Origin of the sequence: Christiangramia crocea, from assembly GCF_022410465.1 — a bacterium.
Taxonomy (GTDB): Bacteria; Bacteroidota; Bacteroidia; order Flavobacteriales; family Flavobacteriaceae; genus Christiangramia; species Christiangramia crocea.
The window spans coordinates 126,633-149,861 of the sequence record NZ_JAJSON010000030.1 but is presented as its reverse complement, the minus strand read 5'-3'; the positions used below and the strand labels follow the sequence as shown (position 1 = coordinate 149,861).

At 40.9% G+C, this 23,229-nt stretch carries 18 protein-coding genes; 10 read left to right on the top strand and 8 right to left on the bottom strand.

Features of this window, described 5'->3' with window-relative positions; all coding sequences use genetic code 11:
* Nucleotides 1-24: 24 nt before the first annotated feature.
* The gene (yidC, locus tag LU635_RS16815) at nucleotides 25-1,884 is read left to right on the top strand and encodes a membrane protein insertase YidC (protein ID WP_240100756.1); all 1,860 of its coding nucleotides are present in this window, start codon (nucleotides 25-27) and stop codon (nucleotides 1,882-1,884) included.
* 62 nt (nucleotides 1,885-1,946) lie between these two features.
* On the opposite strand, the gene LU635_RS16810 is transcribed toward yidC, so the two are convergent.
* Nucleotides 1,947-2,963, bottom strand: coding sequence for a fasciclin domain-containing protein (locus LU635_RS16810; protein WP_240100755.1), 1,017 nt, complete (start codon nucleotides 2,961-2,963; stop codon nucleotides 1,947-1,949).
* A gap of 125 nt (nucleotides 2,964-3,088) precedes the next feature.
* Between LU635_RS16810 and LU635_RS16805 the strand changes: the two genes are divergently transcribed.
* From LU635_RS16805 to LU635_RS16790, 4 genes are all read left to right on the top strand, one after another.
* Nucleotides 3,089-3,712: a toxin-antitoxin system YwqK family antitoxin gene (locus LU635_RS16805; RefSeq protein WP_240100754.1), complete on the top strand. Its 624-nt coding sequence runs from the start codon at nucleotides 3,089-3,091 to the stop codon at nucleotides 3,710-3,712.
* Nucleotides 3,713-3,754: 42 nt separating this feature from the next.
* Complete coding sequence (locus LU635_RS16800) at nucleotides 3,755-4,159, top strand: lipocalin-like domain-containing protein (RefSeq protein WP_240100753.1); 405 nt, start codon at nucleotides 3,755-3,757, stop codon at nucleotides 4,157-4,159.
* 114 nt (nucleotides 4,160-4,273) lie between these two features.
* The gene (mnmA, locus tag LU635_RS16795; protein WP_240100752.1) at nucleotides 4,274-5,461 is read left to right on the top strand and encodes a tRNA 2-thiouridine(34) synthase MnmA; all 1,188 of its coding nucleotides are present in this window, start codon (nucleotides 4,274-4,276) and stop codon (nucleotides 5,459-5,461) included.
* 333 nt (nucleotides 5,462-5,794) lie between these two features.
* Nucleotides 5,795-6,742, top strand: coding sequence for an NAD(P)H-dependent flavin oxidoreductase (locus tag LU635_RS16790; RefSeq protein ID WP_240100751.1), 948 nt, complete (start codon nucleotides 5,795-5,797; stop codon nucleotides 6,740-6,742).
* On the opposite strand, the gene LU635_RS16785 is transcribed toward LU635_RS16790, so the two are convergent.
* The 7 genes from LU635_RS16785 to bshC form a co-directional block, all read right to left on the bottom strand.
* Nucleotides 6,739-7,287 carry a DUF922 domain-containing Zn-dependent protease gene (locus LU635_RS16785; protein ID WP_240100750.1) on the bottom strand — a complete coding sequence of 183 codons (549 nt, stop codon included), beginning with the start codon at nucleotides 7,285-7,287 and terminating at the stop codon, nucleotides 6,739-6,741. The genes LU635_RS16790 and LU635_RS16785 overlap by 4 nt on opposite strands.
* Nucleotides 7,284-7,685 carry an OsmC family protein gene (locus LU635_RS16780; RefSeq protein ID WP_240100749.1) on the bottom strand — a complete coding sequence of 134 codons (402 nt, stop codon included), beginning with the start codon at nucleotides 7,683-7,685 and terminating at the stop codon, nucleotides 7,284-7,286. The genes LU635_RS16785 and LU635_RS16780 overlap by 4 nt, the downstream gene beginning before the upstream one ends.
* Complete coding sequence (locus LU635_RS16775; RefSeq protein WP_240100748.1) at nucleotides 7,675-9,630, bottom strand: amino acid ABC transporter substrate-binding protein; 1,956 nt, start codon at nucleotides 9,628-9,630, stop codon at nucleotides 7,675-7,677. Before LU635_RS16775 ends, LU635_RS16780 begins: the two co-directional genes overlap by 11 nt.
* A 30-nt stretch (nucleotides 9,631-9,660) precedes the next feature.
* Nucleotides 9,661-11,190: a glutamine-hydrolyzing GMP synthase gene (gene guaA, locus LU635_RS16770; RefSeq protein WP_240100747.1), complete on the bottom strand. Its 1,530-nt coding sequence runs from the start codon at nucleotides 11,188-11,190 to the stop codon at nucleotides 9,661-9,663.
* Between the two features lie 145 nt (nucleotides 11,191-11,335).
* Nucleotides 11,336-11,794 carry a YybH family protein gene (locus LU635_RS16765; protein WP_240100746.1) on the bottom strand — a complete coding sequence of 153 codons (459 nt, stop codon included), beginning with the start codon at nucleotides 11,792-11,794 and terminating at the stop codon, nucleotides 11,336-11,338.
* A gap of 156 nt (nucleotides 11,795-11,950) precedes the next feature.
* Nucleotides 11,951-13,315 (bottom strand): pyridoxal phosphate-dependent decarboxylase family protein, encoded by a 1,365-nt coding sequence (locus LU635_RS16760; protein ID WP_240100801.1) that lies wholly within the window; start codon nucleotides 13,313-13,315, stop codon nucleotides 11,951-11,953.
* Nucleotide 13,316: 1 nt separating this feature from the next.
* Nucleotides 13,317-14,933, bottom strand: coding sequence for a bacillithiol biosynthesis cysteine-adding enzyme BshC (gene bshC, locus LU635_RS16755; RefSeq protein ID WP_240100745.1), 1,617 nt, complete (start codon nucleotides 14,931-14,933; stop codon nucleotides 13,317-13,319).
* Nucleotides 14,934-15,047: 114 nt separating this feature from the next.
* On the opposite strand from bshC, the gene LU635_RS16750 reads away from it, so the two are divergent.
* The 5 genes from LU635_RS16750 (at nucleotide 15,048) to LU635_RS16730 (ending at nucleotide 23,227) form a co-directional block, all read left to right on the top strand.
* Entirely contained in the window at nucleotides 15,048-17,537 is a 2,490-nt protein-coding gene (locus tag LU635_RS16750; protein ID WP_240100744.1) for a M14 family metallopeptidase, read from the top strand.
* 11 nt (nucleotides 17,538-17,548) lie between these two features.
* Nucleotides 17,549-20,377, top strand: coding sequence for a M16 family metallopeptidase (locus tag LU635_RS16745; protein ID WP_240100743.1), 2,829 nt, complete (start codon nucleotides 17,549-17,551; stop codon nucleotides 20,375-20,377).
* Nucleotides 20,378-20,482: 105 nt separating this feature from the next.
* A complete protein-coding gene (locus tag LU635_RS16740) occupies nucleotides 20,483-21,175 on the top strand; it encodes a TVP38/TMEM64 family protein (protein WP_240100742.1) in 693 nt (230 codons plus the stop codon).
* A 55-nt stretch (nucleotides 21,176-21,230) separates the two neighbouring features.
* Nucleotides 21,231-21,848, top strand: a complete 618-nt coding sequence (locus LU635_RS16735) for a TIGR02117 family protein (protein WP_240100741.1) — start codon at nucleotides 21,231-21,233, stop codon at nucleotides 21,846-21,848.
* An 89-nt stretch (nucleotides 21,849-21,937) separates the two neighbouring features.
* A complete protein-coding gene (locus LU635_RS16730) occupies nucleotides 21,938-23,227 on the top strand; it encodes an erythromycin esterase family protein (RefSeq protein ID WP_240100740.1) in 1,290 nt (429 codons plus the stop codon).
* Nucleotides 23,228-23,229: the final 2 nt, after the last annotated feature.

Sequence of the window (23,229 nt, the reverse complement as noted above, 5' to 3'; positions counted from 1 at the left end):
AGGAAGCATAAGCAAAATTAAATAATGGAAGAAAAGAAAATAGACGTTCAATCCATAATTGGATTTTTACTCATCGGAGCTATCCTAATCTGGATGCTCTACAATAATACACCAGAAGAAGGTGCGGTTGAAGAGACTAAAACCGAACAGGTAGAAGATGCCTCCCCCCAGCCTGAAACTTCGGAACAGGAACCTGAAACCCGAACAGTGCAGGATGATTCTACTGCTCTGGCAGATGCTCAGCGTCGCCTGGGAGCCTTTGGTTATTCTGAAACCCTTGCTTCTGCAGAAGGAGGTATTACTACCATTGAAAACGACCTTCTGGAGTTAAAGATCTCCAATAAAGGTGGTTATATTGAGGAAGCCCGACTTAAGAATTATAAGACCTTCGATTCAATTCCTGTTCACCTTATCAAAGACGGGAATGCTTCTCTGAATATGAACTTCACCACTACAGATGGAAGAACACTAAATACTGAAAATCTGTATTTTGAACCTGAATTAACCGAAAATAATGGCAACCAGATCCTTTCAATGAAATTGAAGGTTTCTGAAGATGAATATCTGGAATATCGTTATGCGATGAGACCCGGCGAATACATGCTGGATTTCAGCATACGTTCAGAGGGACTAACAGATGTGCTGAATACTTCTCAAAACCCTGTTCTCAACTGGAAACTCAAAGGCTATCGCCACGCCAAAAGTATTTCTTACGAAAACCGTTATACCGAGCTTATTTATGAATATGATGGCGGTGATGATGATTATCTTGGACAAGGCTCAGTTGAAGAAGATGAAGATACCAATATAAGCTATATTGCATATAAGCAACATTTCTTTACTTCTATCCTTTTAACTGATACGCCTTTTACTACTTCCAAGTTCACTTCCAAGAATCTGGTGGAAGATGAGGAGATAGATACAGTTTATACCAAAGAGTTCGCATCAACAATTCCTCTTGAATTAAAGGCGGGTGAGCTTAATTATAATATGAACTGGTATTATGGTCCTACAGATTACAAGATCCTGAACGATTATGATCGTAACCTTGACGAAATTGTTCCTCTGGGATGGGGAATTTTCGGATGGATCAACAAATACCTCTTTATTCCATTCTTTGCATTTCTAAGTGGTTTCCTTCCAAGCTATGGTATTGCAATTATTGTAATGACAATAGTTGTTAGGATTCTTCTATCTCCCGTCACCTACAAATCTTACCTCTCTCAGGCCAAGATGAAGGTATTGAAACCGGAGATCAACGAGATCAATGAGAAGTATAAGGATAATGCCATGAAGAAGCAGCAGGAAACCATGAAGCTGTATAGTAAGGCTGGAGCCAGCCCTATGAGCGGATGTCTGCCAGCACTGATGCAGATCCCGATTTTCTATGCATTGTTCCAGTTCTTCCCGAGTGCTTTTCAGCTAAGACAGAAAAGTTTCCTTTGGGCAGATGACCTTTCCAGTTATGATACCATAGCGGAATTGCCTTTCCATATACCATTCTACGGAGACCATGTGAGCCTCTTCCCTATTCTGGCCTCGATAGCTATATTCATTTATATGATGATGACCACCGGGCAGAACATGCAGGCAAGCCAGCAACCAGGAATGCCAAATATGAAGTTCCTGATGTATCTTTCTCCCCTCATCATGTTATTCTTCTTTAATAACTATGCGAGTGGACTATCGTTATACTATTTCACTTCTAACCTGATTACCATCGGGATCATGCTTGTGATCAAATACGCGATCATCGATGAAGACAAGATACATGCGAAGATTCAGGAAAATAAAAAGAAACCTAAGAAACAGAACAGGTTTACCAGAAAGTTCCAGGAAATGATGGAACAGGCTGAAGAGCAACAGAAAAAACAAAAAAAATAATAAAGAAACCCCACGCTGTAGCGTGGGGTTTTTATTTCAATTCAGAACAACACCGTATTTTATTATAGTGTTGGTAACAACACGGTATCTATTACATGTATAACTCCATTCACTGCCTGTACATCGGTAGCTATAACAGTTGAAGTTCTTCCATTCACATCGGTTATAATAACGTCTTCTCCAATATTTACCGTAAAGGATTCCTGTTGCAGGGTCTCTACCTCCATTCCATCTGTTAGTTCGTCAGATGTTACATTCGCTCCTCCCACCACATGGTATAAGAGTGCAGCCTGAAGGGTGGCAGCGTCAAGATCAGCCAGACCGCTAAGCTCAAGCTCTGTAAGTAAACTACCAAATGCATCATTAGTAGGCGCAAATACGGTAAATGGTGCAGGATCTTCTGTAGCCTGCAAAGTTTCCACAAAAGTGTATGAATCCTCCCGAGTCAAGGCCGCCACAAGAGTTTCAAAAGTTGGATCGGCCATAGCAAAGGTGGTAATATCAGGTAATCCAATAACCGCGTCTACAGCATGCACAACTCCATTATCAACTTCATTGTCTGCAGAGGTAACGGTACTTACCCCATTAATCATTACCCCGTCATCTGTATTAATATAAAGACTTAAGTTTTCACCATCAGGGCCTGCTTCTGCCATGCTTTCAATATAACCTGTAGACAGATCTGAAGACATTATGCTACCCGCCTGAACATGGTTCATAAGTATCATGCTTAGTACATCTTCAGGAACTTCTTCCAAAGATTCAAAACCATTATCTGAGAGAAAGACATCAAAGGCTTCGTTGGTTGGCGCAAATACCGTAAATTCATCCTCCCCGCTTAAGGTTGCTGTCAAACCTGCTGCTTCTACTGCAGCGGCCAGAGAAGTAAATCCATTAGCACTTGCAAAATCAACTATCGTATTTGTTTCTGAAGCACCATCTTCAATTTGGTCCGGATCTGGAGTGGCGCTAATTTCACCTCCCGGATTGAAATCATCATCTTCATCACAGGACAAAAATCCGAAACAAAGGAATAAAGCAATAAAGCTTAATTTTGTAATTCTTAAAATAAAATCCATAATTAAAAGTTTAGTTTAGTACAGTTCTTGATTTTTCTTAAAAGTAGAACCTAAAGCTATTTAATTTTGTTTAATGTTTGTTAATTATGATTAAACATAGGTTAATATTTTTATTAACATTTTTAATGACAGTTATTTGCCACTCTCAGAACAAAGTAGATGAGGAGGGGCGCCGACATGGTCACTGGAAAGTGAACTTTGAGGGTACATCGAGTCCGAAATTCGAAGGGAATTTTGTGCACGGTAAAGAAACGGGGATCTTCAAATTCTATAAAAAGGGATTCTATGACCACCCTACGGCAATCATGAATTTTGAAGAAGCTAAAGATTCAGTCCATGTAACCTATTATACCCAAAAAGGTAAACCGATTAGTGAAGGGAATATGCTCAATAGAAAGAGGGAAGGAAAATGGGTCTATTATCATCAAAAATCCGATAGCATAATGATGACAGAGGTATATAAGAACGACAAACTCAACGGCCTTCAAAAAACCTATTTCCCTAATGGACAGCTGGCCGAAAAGACCAGTTATCGGGACGGATTGAAACACGGCGAAAGTTACATATATACAGAAAACGGACAGGTGACCAAGCACCTGAATTATAAAAACGGGGAGTTACACGGTGATGCAGTCTATTACACTCCTAAAGGAGAAAAAACCATGGAAGGTGTGTATAAAGAAGGACAAAAAACCGGAACCTGGAAATATTACACCGATGGAAAATTAGACAGGGAACAGGAATATTGAATGTAAATTTGAATATATTTATAAAACTTAAACAACCTAATTATGAAAAAGATCTTAATCCTATTTTTATCACTTAGCTTATTTGCTTCCTGTAGCGATGATGATGGCACCAACACCGATGACGGAAGCAAGATTGTTGGTAAATGGTTTCTCCTGGATGTGAGGAGCAGTGGTCAGCAAAACACCCTTAGTGAATGTAATCAGCAATCATTCATAGAGTTTATGGCTGATGGCTCCGCTACTTCAGAATTCTATGAAGAAACTGATGGAAACTGTGAACTGGATGATTCAGATGATGGAAACTGGACTTATCTTGGTGACAGCAGGTATACATTCTTTATTCCTAATGTTGGTACCCAAACCGGAACCGTAAGCTTTACCAGTAACTCTCAGTTCATTTTTACTACTCCAAGTTTACCTGGGGTTGAGGTGGTTTTTGAAAAATAATGATTCCTGATCTGAAACTCAAAAGGTGGCTTTCGTCACCTTTTTTTATTTCGTAATTTTGCAGCGTTTATTTCGACTCTCTAATCGATTTAATTGAACATTTAAAAAAACAGGATGAAAAAAGTTGTTGTTGGTTTATCGGGAGGTGTGGATTCCAGTGTAACTGCTTATCTTTTAAAGGAACAGGGCTATGAAGTGATAGGTCTGTTCATGAAAAACTGGCACGACGATTCTGTTACGATTTCTGATGAATGCCCCTGGTTGGACGACAGTAACGATGCTATGATGGTGGCCGATAAGCTTGGGATCCCGTTCCAGACGGTAGATCTGAGCGAACAATATAAAGAACGTATCGTGGATTATATGTTCAATGAGTATGAGAGGGGAAGAACACCCAATCCGGATGTTTTGTGTAACCGGGAGATAAAGTTCGATGTCTTCATGAAAATAGCTCTTTCTCTTGGAGCCGATTATGTGGCTACCGGCCATTATTGCCGCAAAGCGGAAAGTGAAAAGGACGGCAAGACTATATACAGGCTTCTTTCCGGAAAAGATAATAATAAAGACCAGTCTTATTTTCTCTGCCAGCTTACCCAGGAACAGCTATCAAAGACGCTTTTCCCTATTGGAGAGCTTCAGAAATCTGAAGTAAGGGAGATCGCTGCGGAGCAAAACCTCGTAACCGCCGAAAAGAAAGATTCACAGGGTCTTTGTTTTATCGGAAAAGTAAGGTTACCGGACTTTCTTCAGCAAAAACTGAAACCTAAGGAGGGTGTTATTGTAGAAGTACCGGCAGGCAAAGATCTATATTCTGAAGAAGAAAGGACTTTCAATTCAAAAATCGAGGAGCTGAAACATCTTTCAAAAAAATACAGGTATCAACAGAATGATGGCAAAGTTGTAGGCAAACATCAGGGGGCACATTACTTCACTAAAGGTCAGCGAAAAGGACTTGCAGTGGGCGGGACTCCGGAACCTTTGTTTGTTATAGATACCGATGTGGATGAAAACATCATTTATACCGGCCAGGGGAAAGACCATCCTGGTATTTACCGTCAGGCACTTTTTATAGATAAGAATGAAGTGCACTGGATACGCAGGGATCTCGCCATTACAAATGATGAAGAAATGAAGGTAAAAGCCCGGATAAGGTATCGACAGCCGCTACAGGATGCCAGACTTTATCAAACTGACAACGGTATGTATGTGGTTTTCGAAGAACCGCAGGCTTCCATTACCGAAGGACAGTTCGTTGCCTGGTATGATAATGAGGAATTACTGGGTTCGGGAGTTATTTCGTAAATTGAGGGCTATAGTCCTCTCCCGTGAAAAGATTTTTATTCTCAATTCTTCCGGTTTCCTGTTTCTCGCATTCACAGCAGAAACATGCCTGGATATACTTTGAACACAAAGCAAATGTAGAGGCTTCTTTGACCAATCCTTACCCTATTCATAACGCTGAGATCAAAGAAAGAAGAACACTTCAAATTAATCTCTCAGATTTCCGGGGACAAAAGATTCTCAAAAGCAAGAAAGCTCAGTATGAAATTGATCTTTCGGCTTTTCCAGAGGAATTTATATCGTTATGTTTGAACAAAATAATTTCAGAAAATCCTTTCTTATCATTAATAAATAATGACTGCTACCAACAAAATCACTCAATTATTAAATATTAAATATCCTTTGATCCAGGCCGGGATGATCTGGGCAAGCGGATGGAAACTCGCGAGTGCCGTATCCAATGCCGGTGGTTTGGGGATTATCGGTTCAGGATCTATGTATCCGGAAGTCCTCAGAGAACATATTCAGAAGTGTAAAAAAGCAACAAATAACCCCTTCGCAGTAAATGTGCCCATGCTCTATCCCGATATAGAGAAGATCATGGAGATCATTATTGAAGAAGGTGTAAAGATCGTTTTTACCTCAGCAGGAAACCCAAAAACATGGACCAAACATCTGCAGGATAATGGAATTAAGGTAGTACATGTAGTGAGCAGTGTGAAATTTGCCATGAAATCGGAGGAAGCGGGAGTAGATGCGGTTGTTGCCGAAGGTTTTGAAGCTGGAGGCCATAACGGACGGGATGAGACCACTACATTTACCCTTATACCAATGGTAAAGGAAAAGATTTCCATCCCGCTGATCGCTGCTGGTGGAATTGCCACCGGAAGAGGGATGCTGGCAGCCATGGTGCTTGGAGCCGATGCCGTACAGGTAGGAAGCCGTTTCGTGGCAACCCCGGAAGCCTCTTCCCATCCTAATTTCAAGAATATGGTTGTGAATGCTAAGGAAGGTGACACGGTGCTGACACTAAAGGAACTGGCGCCGGTGCGCATGCTTAAAAACAAATTCTATGAAGAAATTCAGGAACTGTATAGCAAAGCACCCAGTAAAGAGGAACTAATAAAGTTATTAGGAAGAGCCAGAGCAAAAAGAGGAATGTTCGAGGGGAATCTGGATGAAGGTGAACTTGAAATAGGCCAGATATCAGGTCTTATTCATGAAATTAAACCGGCTGCAGAAATTGTGGAAGAAATGATCTCAGAATTTGAAACTGCCAAAAAGGAAGTAGCTCAATTCTAACTGGAATACTTTTTAAGCTTTTCCAGTTCCTTAGCCACTAATTCCCGCCAGCGCATTTCGGCTTCCCGGTTTTCACTGTGTTGGGTTTGCTTATCGAATTGGTTCTGCATCAAAGACCTTTCTGTTTCGATCTTATTATATATCCTTTTCAGGTCAAGCCGAATGTTACGCCCTATCTCATATTCTGCAAGGGCTTTTCGAAGTTTCCGGGCATGCAGTTCGGAAATATCAAAATGTAATTGTTCATGGGCCAGAAGGTATTCCTTATCCTCCACATCTTTCACCCATGAAAGTTTCGGATAAAAATTGCTGCTCACCTCATGATTAAGAACCGGTCTTCCTGTAGCGGTACTATAATCCCAGTTATAAGTAATTCCGGAATTGGTATTTGCAGAATAGGAGGTCGAATCATCAGGTTCAGCTTTGAAATCTTCCCAGCTTAACGGCCGGTCCTCCTGCCATCTAATTTTCTCTTTCCTTTCCTGGGAAAATGAATTAAGAGAATAGACAATAACAAAAAATAGTATGCAAGTTAAATTCCTCATGAATAACTGAAAGATATATCTTTCTCAATATCCGGATGCAAACTTTGAAGCACAGGGCATGTTCTTGCTGTGTGCTCCAATACTTTAGTTTCCTTAGCGCCATATTTAGAAGGAAAGAAAATATTGACCTCTATTTTGGATATTCTCCTGGGATCTGAAGCCATTGTTTTAGTAACCTCAGCAAAAGTGCCTTTCATATCGACACCAAGGTCTCTTGCTTTAATTCCCATTACTGTAAGCATACAGGTTCCAAGTGCATTTGCTACGCTATCAGTCGGAGAAAACGCCTCTCCTTTACCATGATTATCCAGGGGAGCATCGGTGATCATCTTCGAACCACTTTGCAGGTGTTCAGACTCCGTCCTTAACCCGCCAAGATAAATAACCTTAGAAGTCATTGGCCTCGCTTATTGTTAGATCCTCATTTAGCTTAAGGATATATATGGCATCATTGGTATAACCTCCCCCCGAATTAGGCAGATAATGGAATTTACTTTCGTAATATTCAGTATAACCAGGATACTTTTCAAAAGATTCATACAGGTTCTCTGCAGAACCAAGCCTTAAAATCACATCCAGCGTAAGATCATAACCCCTAAGAGCATACTGGTTAGGCGATGTATTGAATCTTTCCTCATATTGCTCCATAAATTGTTCAGTAGCCATAGAGTCGTATTCCTTATCTATTGAAGGATAGTGGAATTTCAGTTTTCCAAGATGGTTATTGGAAATTATGTCATTCTCGTAAGTATTATTTTTATTGGTTGTTAGCAGAGTAATTTCATGATTCCTCGCAAGACGGTTTAGTGCTGAGGTCACACTACTCACAAGATTGATATTTTCAGATTCCAGGATCACCCAGTTCTCACCTTCGGTCATCATTTCTGCCAGCTTTGCTTCCTCAACGAAATTATCTGTAGGATTCACAAATCTTGCCGTTGGCAGCATATTACTTAGCTCATTCTTAATCTGAAATGACCTGCCATCGGCGACAATAATGATATTCTTTCCTGAAGAATTCCTGGAAATATAATCCAGCATGGCATTTTTCAGGATCTCATCAGAAGGTCTCGACTGAAAAAGGTTTTCATAGCCTCTCATCTCGCGGTTTGAAAGCGGATTTATCACTGGAATATTCCTGTTTTCCAGTCTGGATGCAGCTGCCTCGGTGGTTGTCTGAACAAGCGGACCTATAACCGCGTCCACATTATTGAAATTATTAATATTGATGATATTGGCCACTTCTGAAGCGTTCTGCTTAGTATCATAAACCTTCAAATTAGTAGAAACACCCATTGATTTAGCCTTATCTACCGCCATTAAAACCCCGCTATAGAAATCAAGTGAAATACGTACCACTCTTTCATTCATTATGGAATTCTGATAGGTTTCAATGGAATCCTCATCGATCTTTTGAAGGTGAAAAGGAAGCATGAGGGCAATCTCTTTAGTTTTGAAATTGTTAATGGAACTGCTAAGGTCTATTTTGGTATTGGCGTTCTCCATCCCGGTATAGCTCTCATCATCCATATCTGCTGCCCCTTCTCTTTCCGGCACCTTAAGTACCATCCCGAATTTGAGGCCGGCATTAAGTGCGGGATTCAGTCTTCTAAGAGAATCCTGGCTAACGCCAAAGCGCTGAGACAGACTGAAAAGGGTTTCTTTCGGTTTTACCTCATAGAACCTGAAACGCTCATCAGTAATAATTACCGGTTCGTCTTCCAGAACATCTGTACCTACCCTGATCATCATTCCCGGCTGAAGAACTTCCACTCTTGGGTTCAAGGCTTCAAGTTCTTTTACCGTCATTCCATATTTTCTAGCGATTCCATATTTGGTTTCCTTGGGCAAGACGATATGTTCACGGGTTTTGGTAATTTGTTTAGGCTTTGCAACCCTTGGCTCCGGATTCGGAGTGTTTCTGACCACGATATTCTGCGATGCTGTAGTTTCAGGTACTTTAATAGTCTCCCCTGTACGCAGTTCTTCCGAATATAAATGCTTGTTGTAACGCTTTATATCCTCAATACTAACATTATATTGTTTAGACAGGCTGTATAAAGTTTCCTTCTTTTTAACCTTATGCTCCTTAAACTGAGTATTTCTTGCTGAAGACTTAGAATCTCGCGAGGCATTTACCGGGATCACCAGCTTCTCATTCACCGCGATTCCCTCTTTGGCATCGGGATTAAATTTGTATATATCTTCTTCCTCAATATTATAAGACTGGGAAATGCTGAAAACCGTTTCCCCCTTTTTTACAGTATGGTATTTATAAGCCTGTGCGCCTGCCGCACTCGTATAAATCTGAAAAAGAAAACATATTACAAATAAGTACTTCATTATGATCGATTTAGGTTAAAATGGTTCTGCTTATTCCCATTCAATAGTGGCCGGTGGTTTTGAACTGATGTCGTACACTACTCTATTAACGCCTTTAACCCTGTTAATTATTGTATTGGAGGTTTTTTGTAAGAATTCATAAGGTAAATTCACCCAATCAGCAGTCATACCATCGGTAGATTCAACTGCGCGCAATGCTACCACCTGCTCATAGGTCCTTTCATCTCCCATTACACCAACCGACTGAATTGGTAAAAGGATTGCTCCAGCCTGCCATACTTTGTCATACAGCATCCAGTCTTTTAATCCCTGAATAAAGATATGATCTACTTCCTGAAGGATTCTTACTTTCTCGGCGGTTATATCTCCCAGGATCCTTATCGCAAGTCCGGGCCCCGGGAAAGGATGCCTCCCAAGTAATTCTTTTGCTATACCTAATTCCTTTCCAACTCTTCTAACCTCATCCTTGAACAGCATACGAAGCGGCTCTACCACCTTCAGCTTCATGAAATCCGGCAGACCACCAACATTATGATGCGATTTTATCGTAACCGAGGGTCCATTTACAGAAACCGATTCGATCACATCCGGGTAGATGGTGCCTTGCGCAAGGTACACTACATCCTGAATATGATGGGCTTCATCATCAAAAACCTCTATAAAAGTATTCCCAATTGCCTTTCGCTTAGCTTCCGGATCACTGAGCCCCTTCAGCGCATCCAAAAAACGTGCCGAAGCATCCACTCCCTTTACGTTAAGTCCCATATGCTTATACTGATCCAGAACGCTATCAAACTCATTCTTTCTCAACAAGCCGTTATTAACGAAGATACAGTAAAGGTTATCTCCTATCGCCTTATTAAGCAGTACGGCAGCCACTGTAGAATCTACCCCGCCACTTAGACCAAGCACTACTTTATCATTCCCAATCTTTTCTTTTAATTCAGAAACCGTAAGATCCACAAAAGCTCCCGGAGTCCAGGTTTGCTTGGTGCCTGCTATCCTTACAAGGAAATTCTCGAGAAGTTGTTTTCCATCGGTAGAATGATATACTTCAGGGTGGAACTGGATGCCAAAGGTTTCTTCCCCGTCAATACGATAAGCGGCATTCAATACATCGGAAGTACTCGCCAGTCTAACACCGTTTTCAGGTAATTGGATAATAGAATCACTATGGCTCATCCAAACCTGGGAATTTTCCTTGATATCCTTAAATAAAGGTTCAGCATCTTTGATTACCGAAAGATTTGCACGACCATATTCCCTGGTGTCTGAAGGCTCTACCTTTCCGCCATAGAAATGGGCCAGGTACTGTGCTCCATAACAAACGGCAAGAATAGGTAGTTTTCCGCGGATCTGGGAAAGATCGGGATGCGGAGCATCATCAGCCCTTACCGAGAATGGACTTCCCGAAAGAATGACTGCTTTAAAGCCTGATAAATCGTCTGGTATTTTGTGATAAGGATAAATTTCGCAGTATATATTCAGTTCTCTAACTCTTCTTGCGATAAGCTGGGTGTACTGCGAGCCAAAGTCTAGGATGAGGACATTATTTTGCATGCGCAAAAATAGGAAATTGAGGTTAAAATAAAACCCCGAAATAATTAAATTTAACTTTAATCAGACCTTAATACTTAACGTGTATATATGAGCAAAGCCCCAAAGTAATATCCTTTGAGGCTCTGCTGCTGGTTGGTTAGTAATATTATTGCTGAGAAACTGGAGGAGGCATGGGAGTGGACGAGCTTATAACATCCCGGTAAATCCTCCATTTACCATCTTCTTTTTTCCATAAGGTGGAATAATATCCATGATCCATCTTTTTCCCATCTGGAGTCTTAAGTTCATAACTGCCAATTTCATGGATATAATCACCAAAATCCAGTACCTCTTCGGTATTAATTGAAAGCTCTATTCCTTTCATTTCTTTATGAGCTTCTGTAATCGCCGACCGACCACTTAGCGGATTATGATTGGAAATCTTAAACATAGCATCTTCAGTAAAATAAGACCCAAAGGTTTCAAAATCTCCATCTTTCATGGCCTTTTCCATCATCTTTGAATTCTTTTGAACTATTTCTTTCGCTTTTGTAGTAGATTTTTGCGCGAAACTGGCAAAACCAATAAGAATAGATACAATTAGCAACAAAAATTGTTTTTTCATAATAAAAATTATTTGGTTAGTAATTAAAAGCCAGTAAGTAAAATGATAATACAGGGCTAATATGAACAGTAGGATATCCTGAACAGGTTGTTCATAAATTCACAATGAATATACAAAAAATAACATACTTCAATATCAATGAGATACCTGTAAAGACTATTCCAGGGTCTTAAGAATTTTATCTATATCCTCTTCGGTAGTATCCGGATTGATAAAACAGAACCTTATCACGCTTTCATCTTTCCAAAGTGAAGGGGTAACCAGCGCAAATCCTTCCCGGTGATTCTTGTAGGTCCAGTCCCTGTAATCTTCCGCGCTCCACTCTTTTCTTTTGAAAAGCACCACCGAAAGACTGGCAGGTCTAACAAGTTCCAGCTTATCATTGGCCTTTATTTTTTCTGCGGCTATTTGGGCAAGTTCAATCCCGCGTTCAATGGCTCTTTTGTATTTATTGGTACCATGCATGGCCAGTGAAAACCATAACGGAAGACCTCTAAGTCGGCGGGTAAGTTGTATTTGATAATCTGCCGGGTTAAAGCCCTGGGCACCCTCATCCTTAAAAATTTCCAGATAGGCCCCTTTCTGAGAATGTGCCTTTTTGGCCAGCTCAAGGTTCTTATAGATCACCGCACCACAGTCGTAAGGCGAGAAAAGCCATTTATGAGGATCTATGGTAATGCTATCGGCTTTCTCTATCCCCTCAAAAAGATGCCTCACCGAGTCAGCAGCAAGGGCTCCTCCTCCATAAGCACAATCTACATGAAACCATAATTTTTCGTCCTCGCAGATACTGGCGATAGTCTTAAGGTCGTCAATTATACCGGCGTTAGTAGTTCCACCGGTAGCAACCACCGCAAAAAGCCGGTTTCTGTCCTGAATGCTTAATCCGTCTATGGTTTTTTTAAGATCGGCGCCTGAAAGATATTCATCTTCTGAATCGATAAGGATGACATCTGCATCCATCACTTTCGCCATAGATTTAATGGAACTGTGTGCTCCGTTGGAGGTAAGAAGCAATGCTCTTTCCCTGGCAAATTCCGGTTTTTCGTCGCGCCATGCTTCCCGGGCTGTTACCAGTGCTGAAAGGTTGGCTGCTGTTCCACCACTTGTAAATACTCCAAATGCACCTTTGGGAAGTTTAGTCAGTGAAACCAGCCATTTCATTGCCTGATTTTCACAAAAAATACCACCGGCTCCCTCCATCCAGTAAGCGCCGTGAATACTTGAAGCTGAAGTAACAAGGTCAAACATGATTGCAGCCCTCGTTGGCGCTGCCGGAACAAACGCAAGGTGACGGGGATGATCAATAGGTACGGTGGCTTTTACGAGTACATCACGAAATAACTTAAATGCATTTTCACCACCAATCCCTTCAGGAGTTATGGTTTCTCCAACCATACGTAGAAGATCTTCTTCCTTTTTAGGTGATCCGAGTTCGGGGGTTACATTCGATATGCGGTCTATGGTATACTTCATGACATCTAGGGTCATCTCTACCAGATCCATATCTATGGTGTGCATTCTATTCTTTTCCAAAGGTCAATATTTTAAAATTAGACTCCAGGGGATCTAAATTTTCCATAAGCCGGGTGATCAATTCATCACCGTATTCCACATAAAATTCTGAAAAGTTAGTCTGTCTTTCCTGGAGACTTTTGTTAGGGAACAGCTCATTCTGAAGTTGGGCTATGCGTTCAACCTCATCCTTTAATTTGCGCTTTTGAGCTTTCAGCAATCTTTTTTCTAGATTATCCAGGCCTTTAAGTTGCTTTACTTCCTGGGCTTTAACCGCCCCAATAAAGGATATATCGGTTTTTTCAGCAAGCTCATACATATGCTGAAACTGTTCTACCAGATGTTGTTTCTGGTCGGAAAAGTCAATATCGATATTTGAGATATTTCTAACCTTGCGATTGATCAACTCATGTTGCTTCAGGAATAATTCCTTTAAACTGATATTTAGATTCTTTCTTTTTTTATTCTGTTTTGCAGTCTGAAGCAAAGCCGAATTTCGCAATAACAATATTGGAAAAGTCACATTTTCAGCTTCAAAATAAGACTTGAGTTCCAGCCAGTAGGCCAGCTCACCACCTCCTCCAATGTAACAGAGGTTAGGCAGGAGTACTTCCTGGTATAAGGGCCTGAGCATCACATTGGGACTAAATCGTTCCGGGTGCTCCCTTAACTCTTTAAGAATCTCTTCTTTACTCCATGAAATTGGGGTTCCATTCACATAGAATTTACCTTCTTTTTCTATGATCCTTTCCCTGATCTCATCAGTGAGATAAAACAAATTGATCTCCCTTGGGTTAACCTGAACAGAATAGCCCAATGAAATCATTCTTTCCATGACTACAGAAGCTTTTTTACATGACAGCTGCCCGGTAAGCTCATTTTCGGCATATGGGATAAAATGCTTTTTAAGTTCAGCATCCTGGGCATCTATGATCACCAGGCCATATTTTCCGAAGAGTTTATCACCGATAAAACGGGTGGCATCGGTAAGATTATCATGTTCCAGGTATGCTTCCTTAAAGAGGGACCTCAGAAATTCTGCATTCTCCCCCCCTCCTATTTCAGCTGAAAACAGATTAAATACCTCATCGAGGCCTTCCGTAGAAAGATAACCCACGGCAGTTTTTCCTGCACGCTCATCGGCCTGATTCCATTTGAACTTCTTTCCATGGAGGTTAAAGAAATTAATTTCCTCAAAGTCATGATCTTCGGTCGCCATCCAGTAAACCGGCACAAAATCATTTTCCGGATATTTTTGCTTAAGCTCTTTTGTAAGATTAATGGTGGAAATTATCTTGTAAAGAAAATACAGAGGACCGGTAAACAGATTCAACTGATGTCCCGTAACTACGGTAAATGTATCTTCAGACTCCAGAAGTTCGATATTTTGCTTGGCGCTATCAGAAATATCCAGACTGGAATATTGTTTTTTAAGCACCTTAACAAGATCTTTTCTAATTCCATGGTCATAGGAATTCTTCATTTCCCCGATCTGCTCTCCAAAGTTTTCAAGCTTCGGGAAACGCTTGTAAAAATCCTTAAGATCACTTTTTTCAGACAGGTAATCAAGAATTAAAGAAGAGAAGTAATTGGTTTCGGAATACGAAATACAATCAGTTGGCATAGATTTCAGTTCTGTTTGCAAAGATATCGAAGATAGCGATTTTATTATGTAAATTTTAGTTAATTCAAGCTTAGATACTATCTTTACTCGGCTTATACAAAACTAGTACACTTAATGAAAAATTATATCAGCTTCTTTTCCATTTTTTTTATTGGAATACAATTAACTATTGCACAACAATTTAACAGCCCTTCAGAGTTTCTGGGTTATGAACTTGGAAGTCAGTTTTCCAGACATGCCGATGTGGTAAATTATTTCAATCATGTGGCCGAAAGCTCCCCAATGGTAGAATATCACACCTATGGAAAGACCAATGAACGCAGACCACTGACTTATGCCATTATCTCTTCAGAAGAAAATATGGCCAATCTTGAACAGATTAGGTCTAATCATCTGAAAAATGCCGGGATAGGCAATGGATCTGAAGAATCTGATATTGCCATTGTATGGCTTAGTTACAATGTACATGGAAATGAAGCTTCAAGTACAGAAGCCTCCATGAAAACCCTTTACAATCTTATTACGGAGAAACAGGACTGGCTTAAAAATACAGTAGTGATCATTGATCCCTGTATAAACCCTGATGGTCGTGACCGGTATGCCAACTGGTATAACCAGGTGAAGGCAGAACCATACAACACCTCACAGGAAGCTGCCGAACACCATGAACCATGGCCGGGCGGAAGACCTAATCATTATCTGTTTGACCTGAACCGTGACTGGGCCTGGGCTACCCAAATTGAAACTCGGGAGCGTTTGAAGGTTTACAATAAATGGCTTCCACATGTACATGTAGATTTTCATGAACAGGGAATTAATGAACCATATTATTTCGCACCGGCGGCAGAACCTTTTCATGAGATCATCACTCCATTCCAGAGAGAGTTTCAGACCAGGATAGGGAAGAATCACGCAAGATATTTTGATAGTGAAGGCTGGTTATATTTCACCGGTGAGCGCTTTGACCTATTGTATCCCAGTTACGGGGACACCTATCCTACCTATTTGGGGGCAATTGGAATGACCTATGAACAGGCTGGACATGGAAGGGCTGGACTAGGCATTGAAACTGACGAAGGCTATATACTTACTTTAAAGGATCGTGTGGAACATCACTTTACAACAGGAATTTCTACAGTAGAAGTAGCTTCAAAAAATGCAGAAGAATTAAACAGGGAGTTCCAAAGTTATTTTAGTGATGACAATTTTGAATATAAAAGTTATGCCCTTAAGGGGAATGCTGATAAGATAAGTTCACTAACGAAGCTTTTGGATAAACATGAAATCAAATATTCATTTGCCAAGTCTGATAGGGTTAGCGGATACAACTACAAAAATAATGGTAGCGGCAATCTGAACACCGATGCAAATACACTGATCGTATCCACCAATCAGGCAAAAGGTAAAATGGTAAAGGTGCTTTTTGAGCCAAAGACGAAACTGGCCGATTCACTTACCTATGATATTACCGCCTGGAGCCTCCCATATGCCTACGGACTGGATGCGGTTGCAAGCAACAGGCTTATACAGGCTGAAAACGAAGCTCCTGTAAAGGATATACAAAACTCAGCAAATTCGGAGGGAGCAGGTTATATCACTAAATGGAACAGCATGCAGGATGCAACATTTCTTACCGAACTTATCAAGGCAGGAATAAAAGTACGTTTTAGTGAAGTGCCATTTCAGAGCAACGGGCAGAAATTCGAACCGGGAAGTCTTATAATTACCAAAAGCGATAATCTTGATTACGAGAATTTTGATAAAAAAGTCATTGAGATAGCTAACGAAGAGGAGCGCCAACTATTGGTAGCCGAAACAAGTTTTGCTGGAAGCGGACCAGATTTCGGATCCTCAGATATCAAGATCATAAATGACCAGAAAATAGGTTTGCTACGTGGGAATGAAGTTTCATCACTTAATTTTGGAGAAGTATGGTATTTCTTCGAGCAGGATCTCAATTACCCCGTTACTCCGCTTGGTACCGATTATTTTAACAGAGTTGATCTTGCTGAATTTGATGTTCTTATCATGCCTTCAGGTTGGTATAGTGAATGGCTGGATGAAGAAACCGAGGAAAAAATTACCTCATGGGTAAAAAGTGGAGGAAAGCTTATTGCAATAGGGAATGCTGTTGGAAGCTTTACAGATAAAGATGGGTTCGGCTTAAAAAAGAACGAAGAGACGAAAAAAGATTCAACTGCTACGAGGGCTAACCTTATACCTTATGCCAGGAGAGAACGTGAGAGCATCAAGAATCTGATTACAGGAAGCATCATTAAAACAAATGTGGACAATACCCACCCAATGGCCTTTGGGTATGATGATAATTACTTCAGCCTTAAGCTAAGCAGCGATAGCTACTCTTTACTCAGAGATGGGTATAATATTGCCTACATAAATACTCCTGAAGTGGTTTCAGGCTTCGCCGGAAGCGAGGCTGTAAAAAAACTGGATAATTCGCTGGTCTTTGGAGAAGTACCTATGGGAAGAGGAACAGTCATTTATATGGTTGACAATCCATTGTTCAGGGCGTTCTGGCAAAATGGAAAACTCTTCTTTGTAAATGCAGTCTTCTTTGCCAACAATACTGTAGCCGGCTTATAAATATGTAAATCATGAGTTTAAGAAAGCTTTTTTATTGTTTACTAGCTCTGAGCATTAGCATTCCTGCTTTAGCCCAGGAAAAAACCGGAAATTTCACGGTTGATTTTGAAACCTTCAGTCTTGAAAATGGGTTACAGGTAATACTTCACCAGGATAAATCTGATCCTGTAGTCGCCGTGGCACTTACTGTTCACGTAGGATCGGCGAGGGAAAAAGAAGGGAGGACCGGTTTTGCCCATCTTTTTGAACACCTCCTTTTCCTGGAATCGGAAAACCTTGGAAAAGGCGGATTGGATAAGTTAAGTGCCAGGATCGGCGGATCAGGTGCAAATGGATCGACCAGCAGAGACAGAACCAATTATTTCCAAACGGTGCCAAGCGATGCTCTTGAAAAAATGATCTGGGCCGAAGCCGATAAACTTGGCTTTTTCATCAATACCGTAACAGAGCCTGTCCTGGCCAAAGAAAAACAGGTAGTAAAGAACGAAAAACGTCAAAATTATGATAACCGGCCTTATGGTCATACTTTCTATGTAATAGACCGGAACCTCTATCCGAAGGGCCATCCTTATCACTGGCAGGTCATAGGTAGCCTTGAGGACCTTCAGAATGCCAGTCTTCAGGACGTAAAGGATTTCTATAATAAATGGTATGTCCCAAATAACGTGATCCTTACCATTTCGGGAGATTTTGACAAGGAACAGGCGAAGGAATGGGTACATAAATACTTTGATGAGATTCCGAAGGGTCCGCAGATCGAAAGGCTTGAAAAACAAATGGTCTCCCTCGAAAAAACCAAAAAGCTCTATCACGAAGACAATTTTGCAAAACTGCCCGAACTAACACTTGCATGGCCTTCGGTCTATTCTTACCATGAAGACACTTACGCCCTGGAGATCCTTTCAAATTATATGGCCGATGGAAAGAACGCGCCCTTGTATAAGAAACTTGTTGAAGAAGAAAAGCTGAGCGCCAATGTGTATATGTTTAACTATACTTCTGAACTTGCCGGGCAGCTGATGGTGCAGGTAAGAGCTTACGATTCGAAAGATTTAGATTCCGTACAAAAAGCTATCCAGGAAACATTCACCAATTTTGAAAAGAACGGCATTCCCGAAAAAGACCTGAAGCGAATAAAAGCAGGACTCGAAACCAGTTTTTATAATTCTATTTCCAGCGTTCTGGGAAAAGGTTTTCAGCTTGCCCAGTACCAGATCTTCGCGAACGATCCTAACTATATAAATAAAGAAGTTGAAAAATTACTGGCGGTAACCCCTGAGGATGTAATGCGGGTTTATAATAAATACATACGGGGTAAGAATTATGTAGCAACCAGTTTTGTGCCTAAAGATCAGTTAGAACTCGCTCTGGAAAATTCAGAAAAAGCCGAGGTAGTTGAGGAAAAAATCATTGAAGGTGCTGAGGATGAAGTGAATCCCAATCAACAGGCTACCTACAAAAAAACCCCTTCGAATTTCGACAGAAGCATAGAACCGCCTTATCATGGAAAACCCGAACTGAATATTCCTGACATCTGGGAAATGAATCTGCCATCGGGAATGAAAGTATTGGGCATTACCAACAAAGAAGTTCCACTGGTACAGTTCAGCCTGGAGATCAAAGGTGGCCAGCTGCTGGAGAAACCTGCAAAAGCAGGAATTTCAAATATGCTGGCAGAATTGATGACAAAAGGAACCGCAAAAAGAACACCTGCAGAGCTTGAAGAAGCAATTGAATTACTGGGAGCGTCCATCTATATAAATGCAGAAACGGAAAAAATAACGATCTCCGGAAACACACTTTCCAAGAATTATTCTGAAACCATAGAACTGGTAAAAGAAATATTACTGGAGCCACGCTGGGATCAAAAGGAGTTTGAGCTCATCAAACAACAAACACTTAGTCAGCTTCAACAGGAAAAAGGAGATCCAAACAGTATTGCTCAAAATGAGTTCAAAAAACTGATTTACGGAGAGAAAAACATTTTATCATACAATGAACTTGGAACGCCAGAAACTGTAAACAACATCAGCCTGGAAGATCTTCAAAACTATTATGAAGAGAATCTTTCACCACTGGCCTCAAGTTTTCTGGTGGTGGGTGCCATTGAAAAAGACCGGGCCCTGGCTCCCGTTAGGGCTATTTCTGCAAACTGGCCACCTAAAAATATCGATTTCCCTGAGATTACTGAAATCCGGAGTCCCGAAAAATCCAAGATCTATTTCTACGACGTTCCCGGGGCCAAACAGTCTGTTTTCGCCTTTGGTTCGCCAGCACTTTCAGCTACCCACGAAGATTTCTACCCTGCCGAAGTGATGAACTACAGGCTCGGCGGAGGAGGTTTTGCCTCAAGATTAACCCAGGAACTCCGGGAAGGAAAGGGCTATACTTACGGGATAAGATCGCGTTTTATAGACAGAAGCTATATTGGCCCTTTTATGATAAGTAGTGGGGTGCGGACCAATATTACTTATGAGGCGGCAGAACTTGTAAGGGATATCTTAAAAGAGTATCCTTCAACTTTTAGCCAGGAAGATCTTGATGTGACTAAAAGCTATATGATAAAGAGCAATGCACGGCGTTTTGAAACTCTTGGAGCCAAACTCAATATGTTAAGGGAAATAAACGATTATGGATATGAGTACGATTTTATTAAAAACCGTGAGTCTAAGGTGGAAGAATTGAATGTACTGGATATCCAGGACCTCGCCAGAAAATACGTTAATCCGGAAAAGATGTACTACCTTATTGTAGGAGACGCCGAAACCCAGCTTGAGAAACTTGAGGACCTGGGCTATGGAAAACCCATATTACTGAATCCAGATAATGCCGAAAATTAAAACTTTATCAAAGTTTTAAGGCAGGGCGGGAATTAACATTTCCGCCTTTTTCATATCTTTTTGACCCGGAAACTTAAGCTTTCCAAATAATTAAAAAAAACAGTATTGTCTAAAAAAGCGTCCTATATACTTACCGGGAGCATAATTGCCGGACTATTACTTCTATATTTTGCCTATCCCCCGTTCCAGGATTTCATTAATGAAACCTGGAATATATTATGGAGTAATGATGAGGATAGGATCAGCTCTCATTTTGAAAGTTTTGGTATCTGGGGACCAGTAGCAATCATTATCGTTATGATACTTCAGATCTTCCTGGTGGTCTTCCCTTCCTGGCTTCCAATGATCGTAGCAGTTCTGGCCTATGGGTTCTGGGGCGGGGCTCTCATATCGATATCCGGGGTGTTTTGTGCTTCAACCATCGCCTTCTATATAGGGAAATGGCTGGGAGAGGAGCACCTCCAGAAAGTGATTGGCAGTTCCAAGAATAAGAAAGTTCAGTATTGGGTTTCCAATTACGGTTTCTGGACTATAGCCATCTTCAGGATCTCTCCGTTTTTATCAAATGATGCCATAAGTATCATTGCCGGTATGCTGGGGATGAAATACAGAAAGTTCATTTTCGCCACCTTAACAGGCATCATTCCATTATCATTTGCTATAGCCTATTTTGGAAGGGACACCCAAGAACTTAAGAACGGCCTATACTGGATAGGCGGAGCGGGAATACTGATCTATGCTATCTACGTTTATGTAGATCACAGAAAACGGAAGAAAGAATCAAATTCAACAGCTTAAGATCATAATGGGAATTTGGGGAAAATACTTTCGAAAACTACTCATCATTCTACTTATGCCTCTATTCATATATTCCCTACTGGTAATATTTGGAGGGCTGATCCCCGTCAATAAAACTTCCGGCACCAATGGTGCAATAAAGATTTATATAGTTCAGAATGGCTCCCATACAGATATTGTGGTTCCCATTGCGAATGAAATCATCAACTGGAAGAATCTTATCCTCCCCGAACATTTTCCTTCATCAATAGCAAATGCAAAATACTACTCCTTTGGCTGGGGTGACCGGGAATTCTACAGGACTACCCCCTATTGGGAGGACCTCCGCTTTAAAACTGCTTTTAAAGCCTTATTCCTGAATACACCCTCAGCATTACATATAACACAGCTTAGTCAAATAGATTCTGATAAATTTATTGAACTTAATATTGAAGCGGAAGAATATAAAAGACTTTCAGAATATTTTTTGAAGCATTTTGAATTAAATGATGACCGAAGCCTCACACCTCTGAACTTCCATTATTCAGACAATGATGTGTTCTACGCCTCAAAATCTTCTTTTCATGCTTTCAGGACATGCAATTCATGGGTAAACAGTGCTATTAAATATTCCAATTTAAGAGCCTGCCTTTGGACTCCGTTCACCTGGCCTATCTTTTGGCAGTATTCTTAACTTTTTTTATCAATATTTTATCATCTCCCTAAGCCTGGCTTCCATTTAAAACGCTTAAATTCAGGTATGTAACCAATACCTCATGAGTTATGAGCACCCTACATCCAAAGAAAGTTTCAGATTTTTTTCATCCCCTTCACTCAAAGAACGATCTGGATCCACTGCTTGAAAGAGTTGGAGATGCACAATATGTGTTGTTGGGTGAAGCCAGTCATGGAACACACGAATATTATACCTGGCGTGCCCAAATATCAAAAAGACTCATTGAAGAAAAAGGTTTTTCATTCATAGCCGTGGAAGGCGACTGGCCTGATTGCTTTAAAATTAATAAATGGATAAAGGATGGAGTAGGACAGGATATTCAGGAGGTGTTGCATGAATTCCACAGGTGGCCAACCTGGATGTGGGCTAACTGGGAAACTGCCGCTTTTGCTGACTGGCTTAGAGATTATAATCAGCATCAATCCAAAGAAGATAAAATTGGTTTCTACGGGCTGGATGTATACAGCCTCTGGGAAAGCATGGAGATAATCGTAAAATATCTGGAGAAGGAAGATCCGGAAACTGCGGAATTGGCACGACAGGCTATGATGTGCTTTGAACCTTTTAGGGAAAAAGACTCCTACGGATCAGTATTCAGCCGGTCAAAACCAGGATGTCAGGATGAAGTAATCAGTTTACTAAAGGAAGTAAGACAACGATCCCATAATTACGATAGTGAGCTGGAAGCCGATCTAAATGCAGAGATCAATTCCCTTGTAATGGCAAATGCCGAAAAATATTATAAGGCCATGTCAGAATTCGGCAATAGTTCATGGAATGTACGCGACCGCCATATGATGGAGACCCTTAACAGACTTATGGATTATCACGGGAATCAGGCAAAGGTGATTGTATGGGAGCACAATACGCATATCGGCGATGCTCGTGCTACCGATATGGCCCATTCCGGCCTTGTAAATGTGGGGCAGCTGGTGCGTGAAGAGAAAGGATATAACAATTCGGTACTCGTTGGTTTTGGCTCTTATGAAGGTTCGGTGATTGCGGGAAGTGCATGGGGAGCACCGATGCAGGAAATGTATGTTCCCCCTGCCAGGGAAAACAGCTTTGAAGGTAAAATGCATCAATTTAACGGAACCAATAAACTATTGATTTTTGATGAGCATCCTGAGATCACCAACGCATTTTCTGTAGACCTGGACCATCGGGCTATCGGGGTGGTTTACGACCCTGAAAGAGAAAGCGGGAATTATGTGCCTTCAGATATGGTTGAAAGATATGATGCCTTTCTTTATATAGACCAGACCCAGGCATTACACCCTCTAAAATTAAAACCAAGGGAAAATTTGACGCCTGAGACTTTTCCCTTTGGGATCTAATA

Bases quoted from the DNA above. Each gene is read 5' to 3' on its own strand.
- yidC (WP_240100756.1), top strand. From the start codon at position 25: ATGGAAGAAAAGAAAATAGACGTTCAATCCATAATTGGATTTTTACTC.
- LU635_RS16810 (WP_240100755.1), bottom strand. From the start codon at position 2,963: ATGGATTTTATTTTAAGAATTACAAAATTAAGCTTTATTGCTTTATTC.
- LU635_RS16805 (WP_240100754.1), top strand. From the start codon at position 3,089: ATGACAGTTATTTGCCACTCTCAGAACAAAGTAGATGAGGAGGGGCGC.
- LU635_RS16800 (WP_240100753.1), top strand. From the start codon at position 3,755: ATGAAAAAGATCTTAATCCTATTTTTATCACTTAGCTTATTTGCTTCC.
- mnmA (WP_240100752.1), top strand. From the start codon at position 4,274: ATGAAAAAAGTTGTTGTTGGTTTATCGGGAGGTGTGGATTCCAGTGTA.
- LU635_RS16790 (WP_240100751.1), top strand. From the start codon at position 5,795: ATGACTGCTACCAACAAAATCACTCAATTATTAAATATTAAATATCCT.
- LU635_RS16785 (WP_240100750.1), bottom strand. From the start codon at position 7,287: ATGAGGAATTTAACTTGCATACTATTTTTTGTTATTGTCTATTCTCTT.
- LU635_RS16780 (WP_240100749.1), bottom strand. From the start codon at position 7,685: ATGACTTCTAAGGTTATTTATCTTGGCGGGTTAAGGACGGAGTCTGAA.
- LU635_RS16775 (WP_240100748.1), bottom strand. From the start codon at position 9,630: ATGAAGTACTTATTTGTAATATGTTTTCTTTTTCAGATTTATACGAGT.
- guaA (WP_240100747.1), bottom strand. From the start codon at position 11,190: ATGCAAAATAATGTCCTCATCCTAGACTTTGGCTCGCAGTACACCCAG.
- LU635_RS16765 (WP_240100746.1), bottom strand. From the start codon at position 11,794: ATGAAAAAACAATTTTTGTTGCTAATTGTATCTATTCTTATTGGTTTT.
- LU635_RS16760 (WP_240100801.1), bottom strand. From the start codon at position 13,315: ATGCACACCATAGATATGGATCTGGTAGAGATGACCCTAGATGTCATG.
- bshC (WP_240100745.1), bottom strand. From the start codon at position 14,933: ATGCCAACTGATTGTATTTCGTATTCCGAAACCAATTACTTCTCTTCT.
- LU635_RS16750 (WP_240100744.1), top strand. From the start codon at position 15,048: ATGAAAAATTATATCAGCTTCTTTTCCATTTTTTTTATTGGAATACAA.
- LU635_RS16745 (WP_240100743.1), top strand. From the start codon at position 17,549: ATGAGTTTAAGAAAGCTTTTTTATTGTTTACTAGCTCTGAGCATTAGC.
- LU635_RS16735 (WP_240100741.1), top strand. From the start codon at position 21,231: ATGCCTCTATTCATATATTCCCTACTGGTAATATTTGGAGGGCTGATC.
- LU635_RS16730 (WP_240100740.1), top strand. From the start codon at position 21,938: ATGAGCACCCTACATCCAAAGAAAGTTTCAGATTTTTTTCATCCCCTT.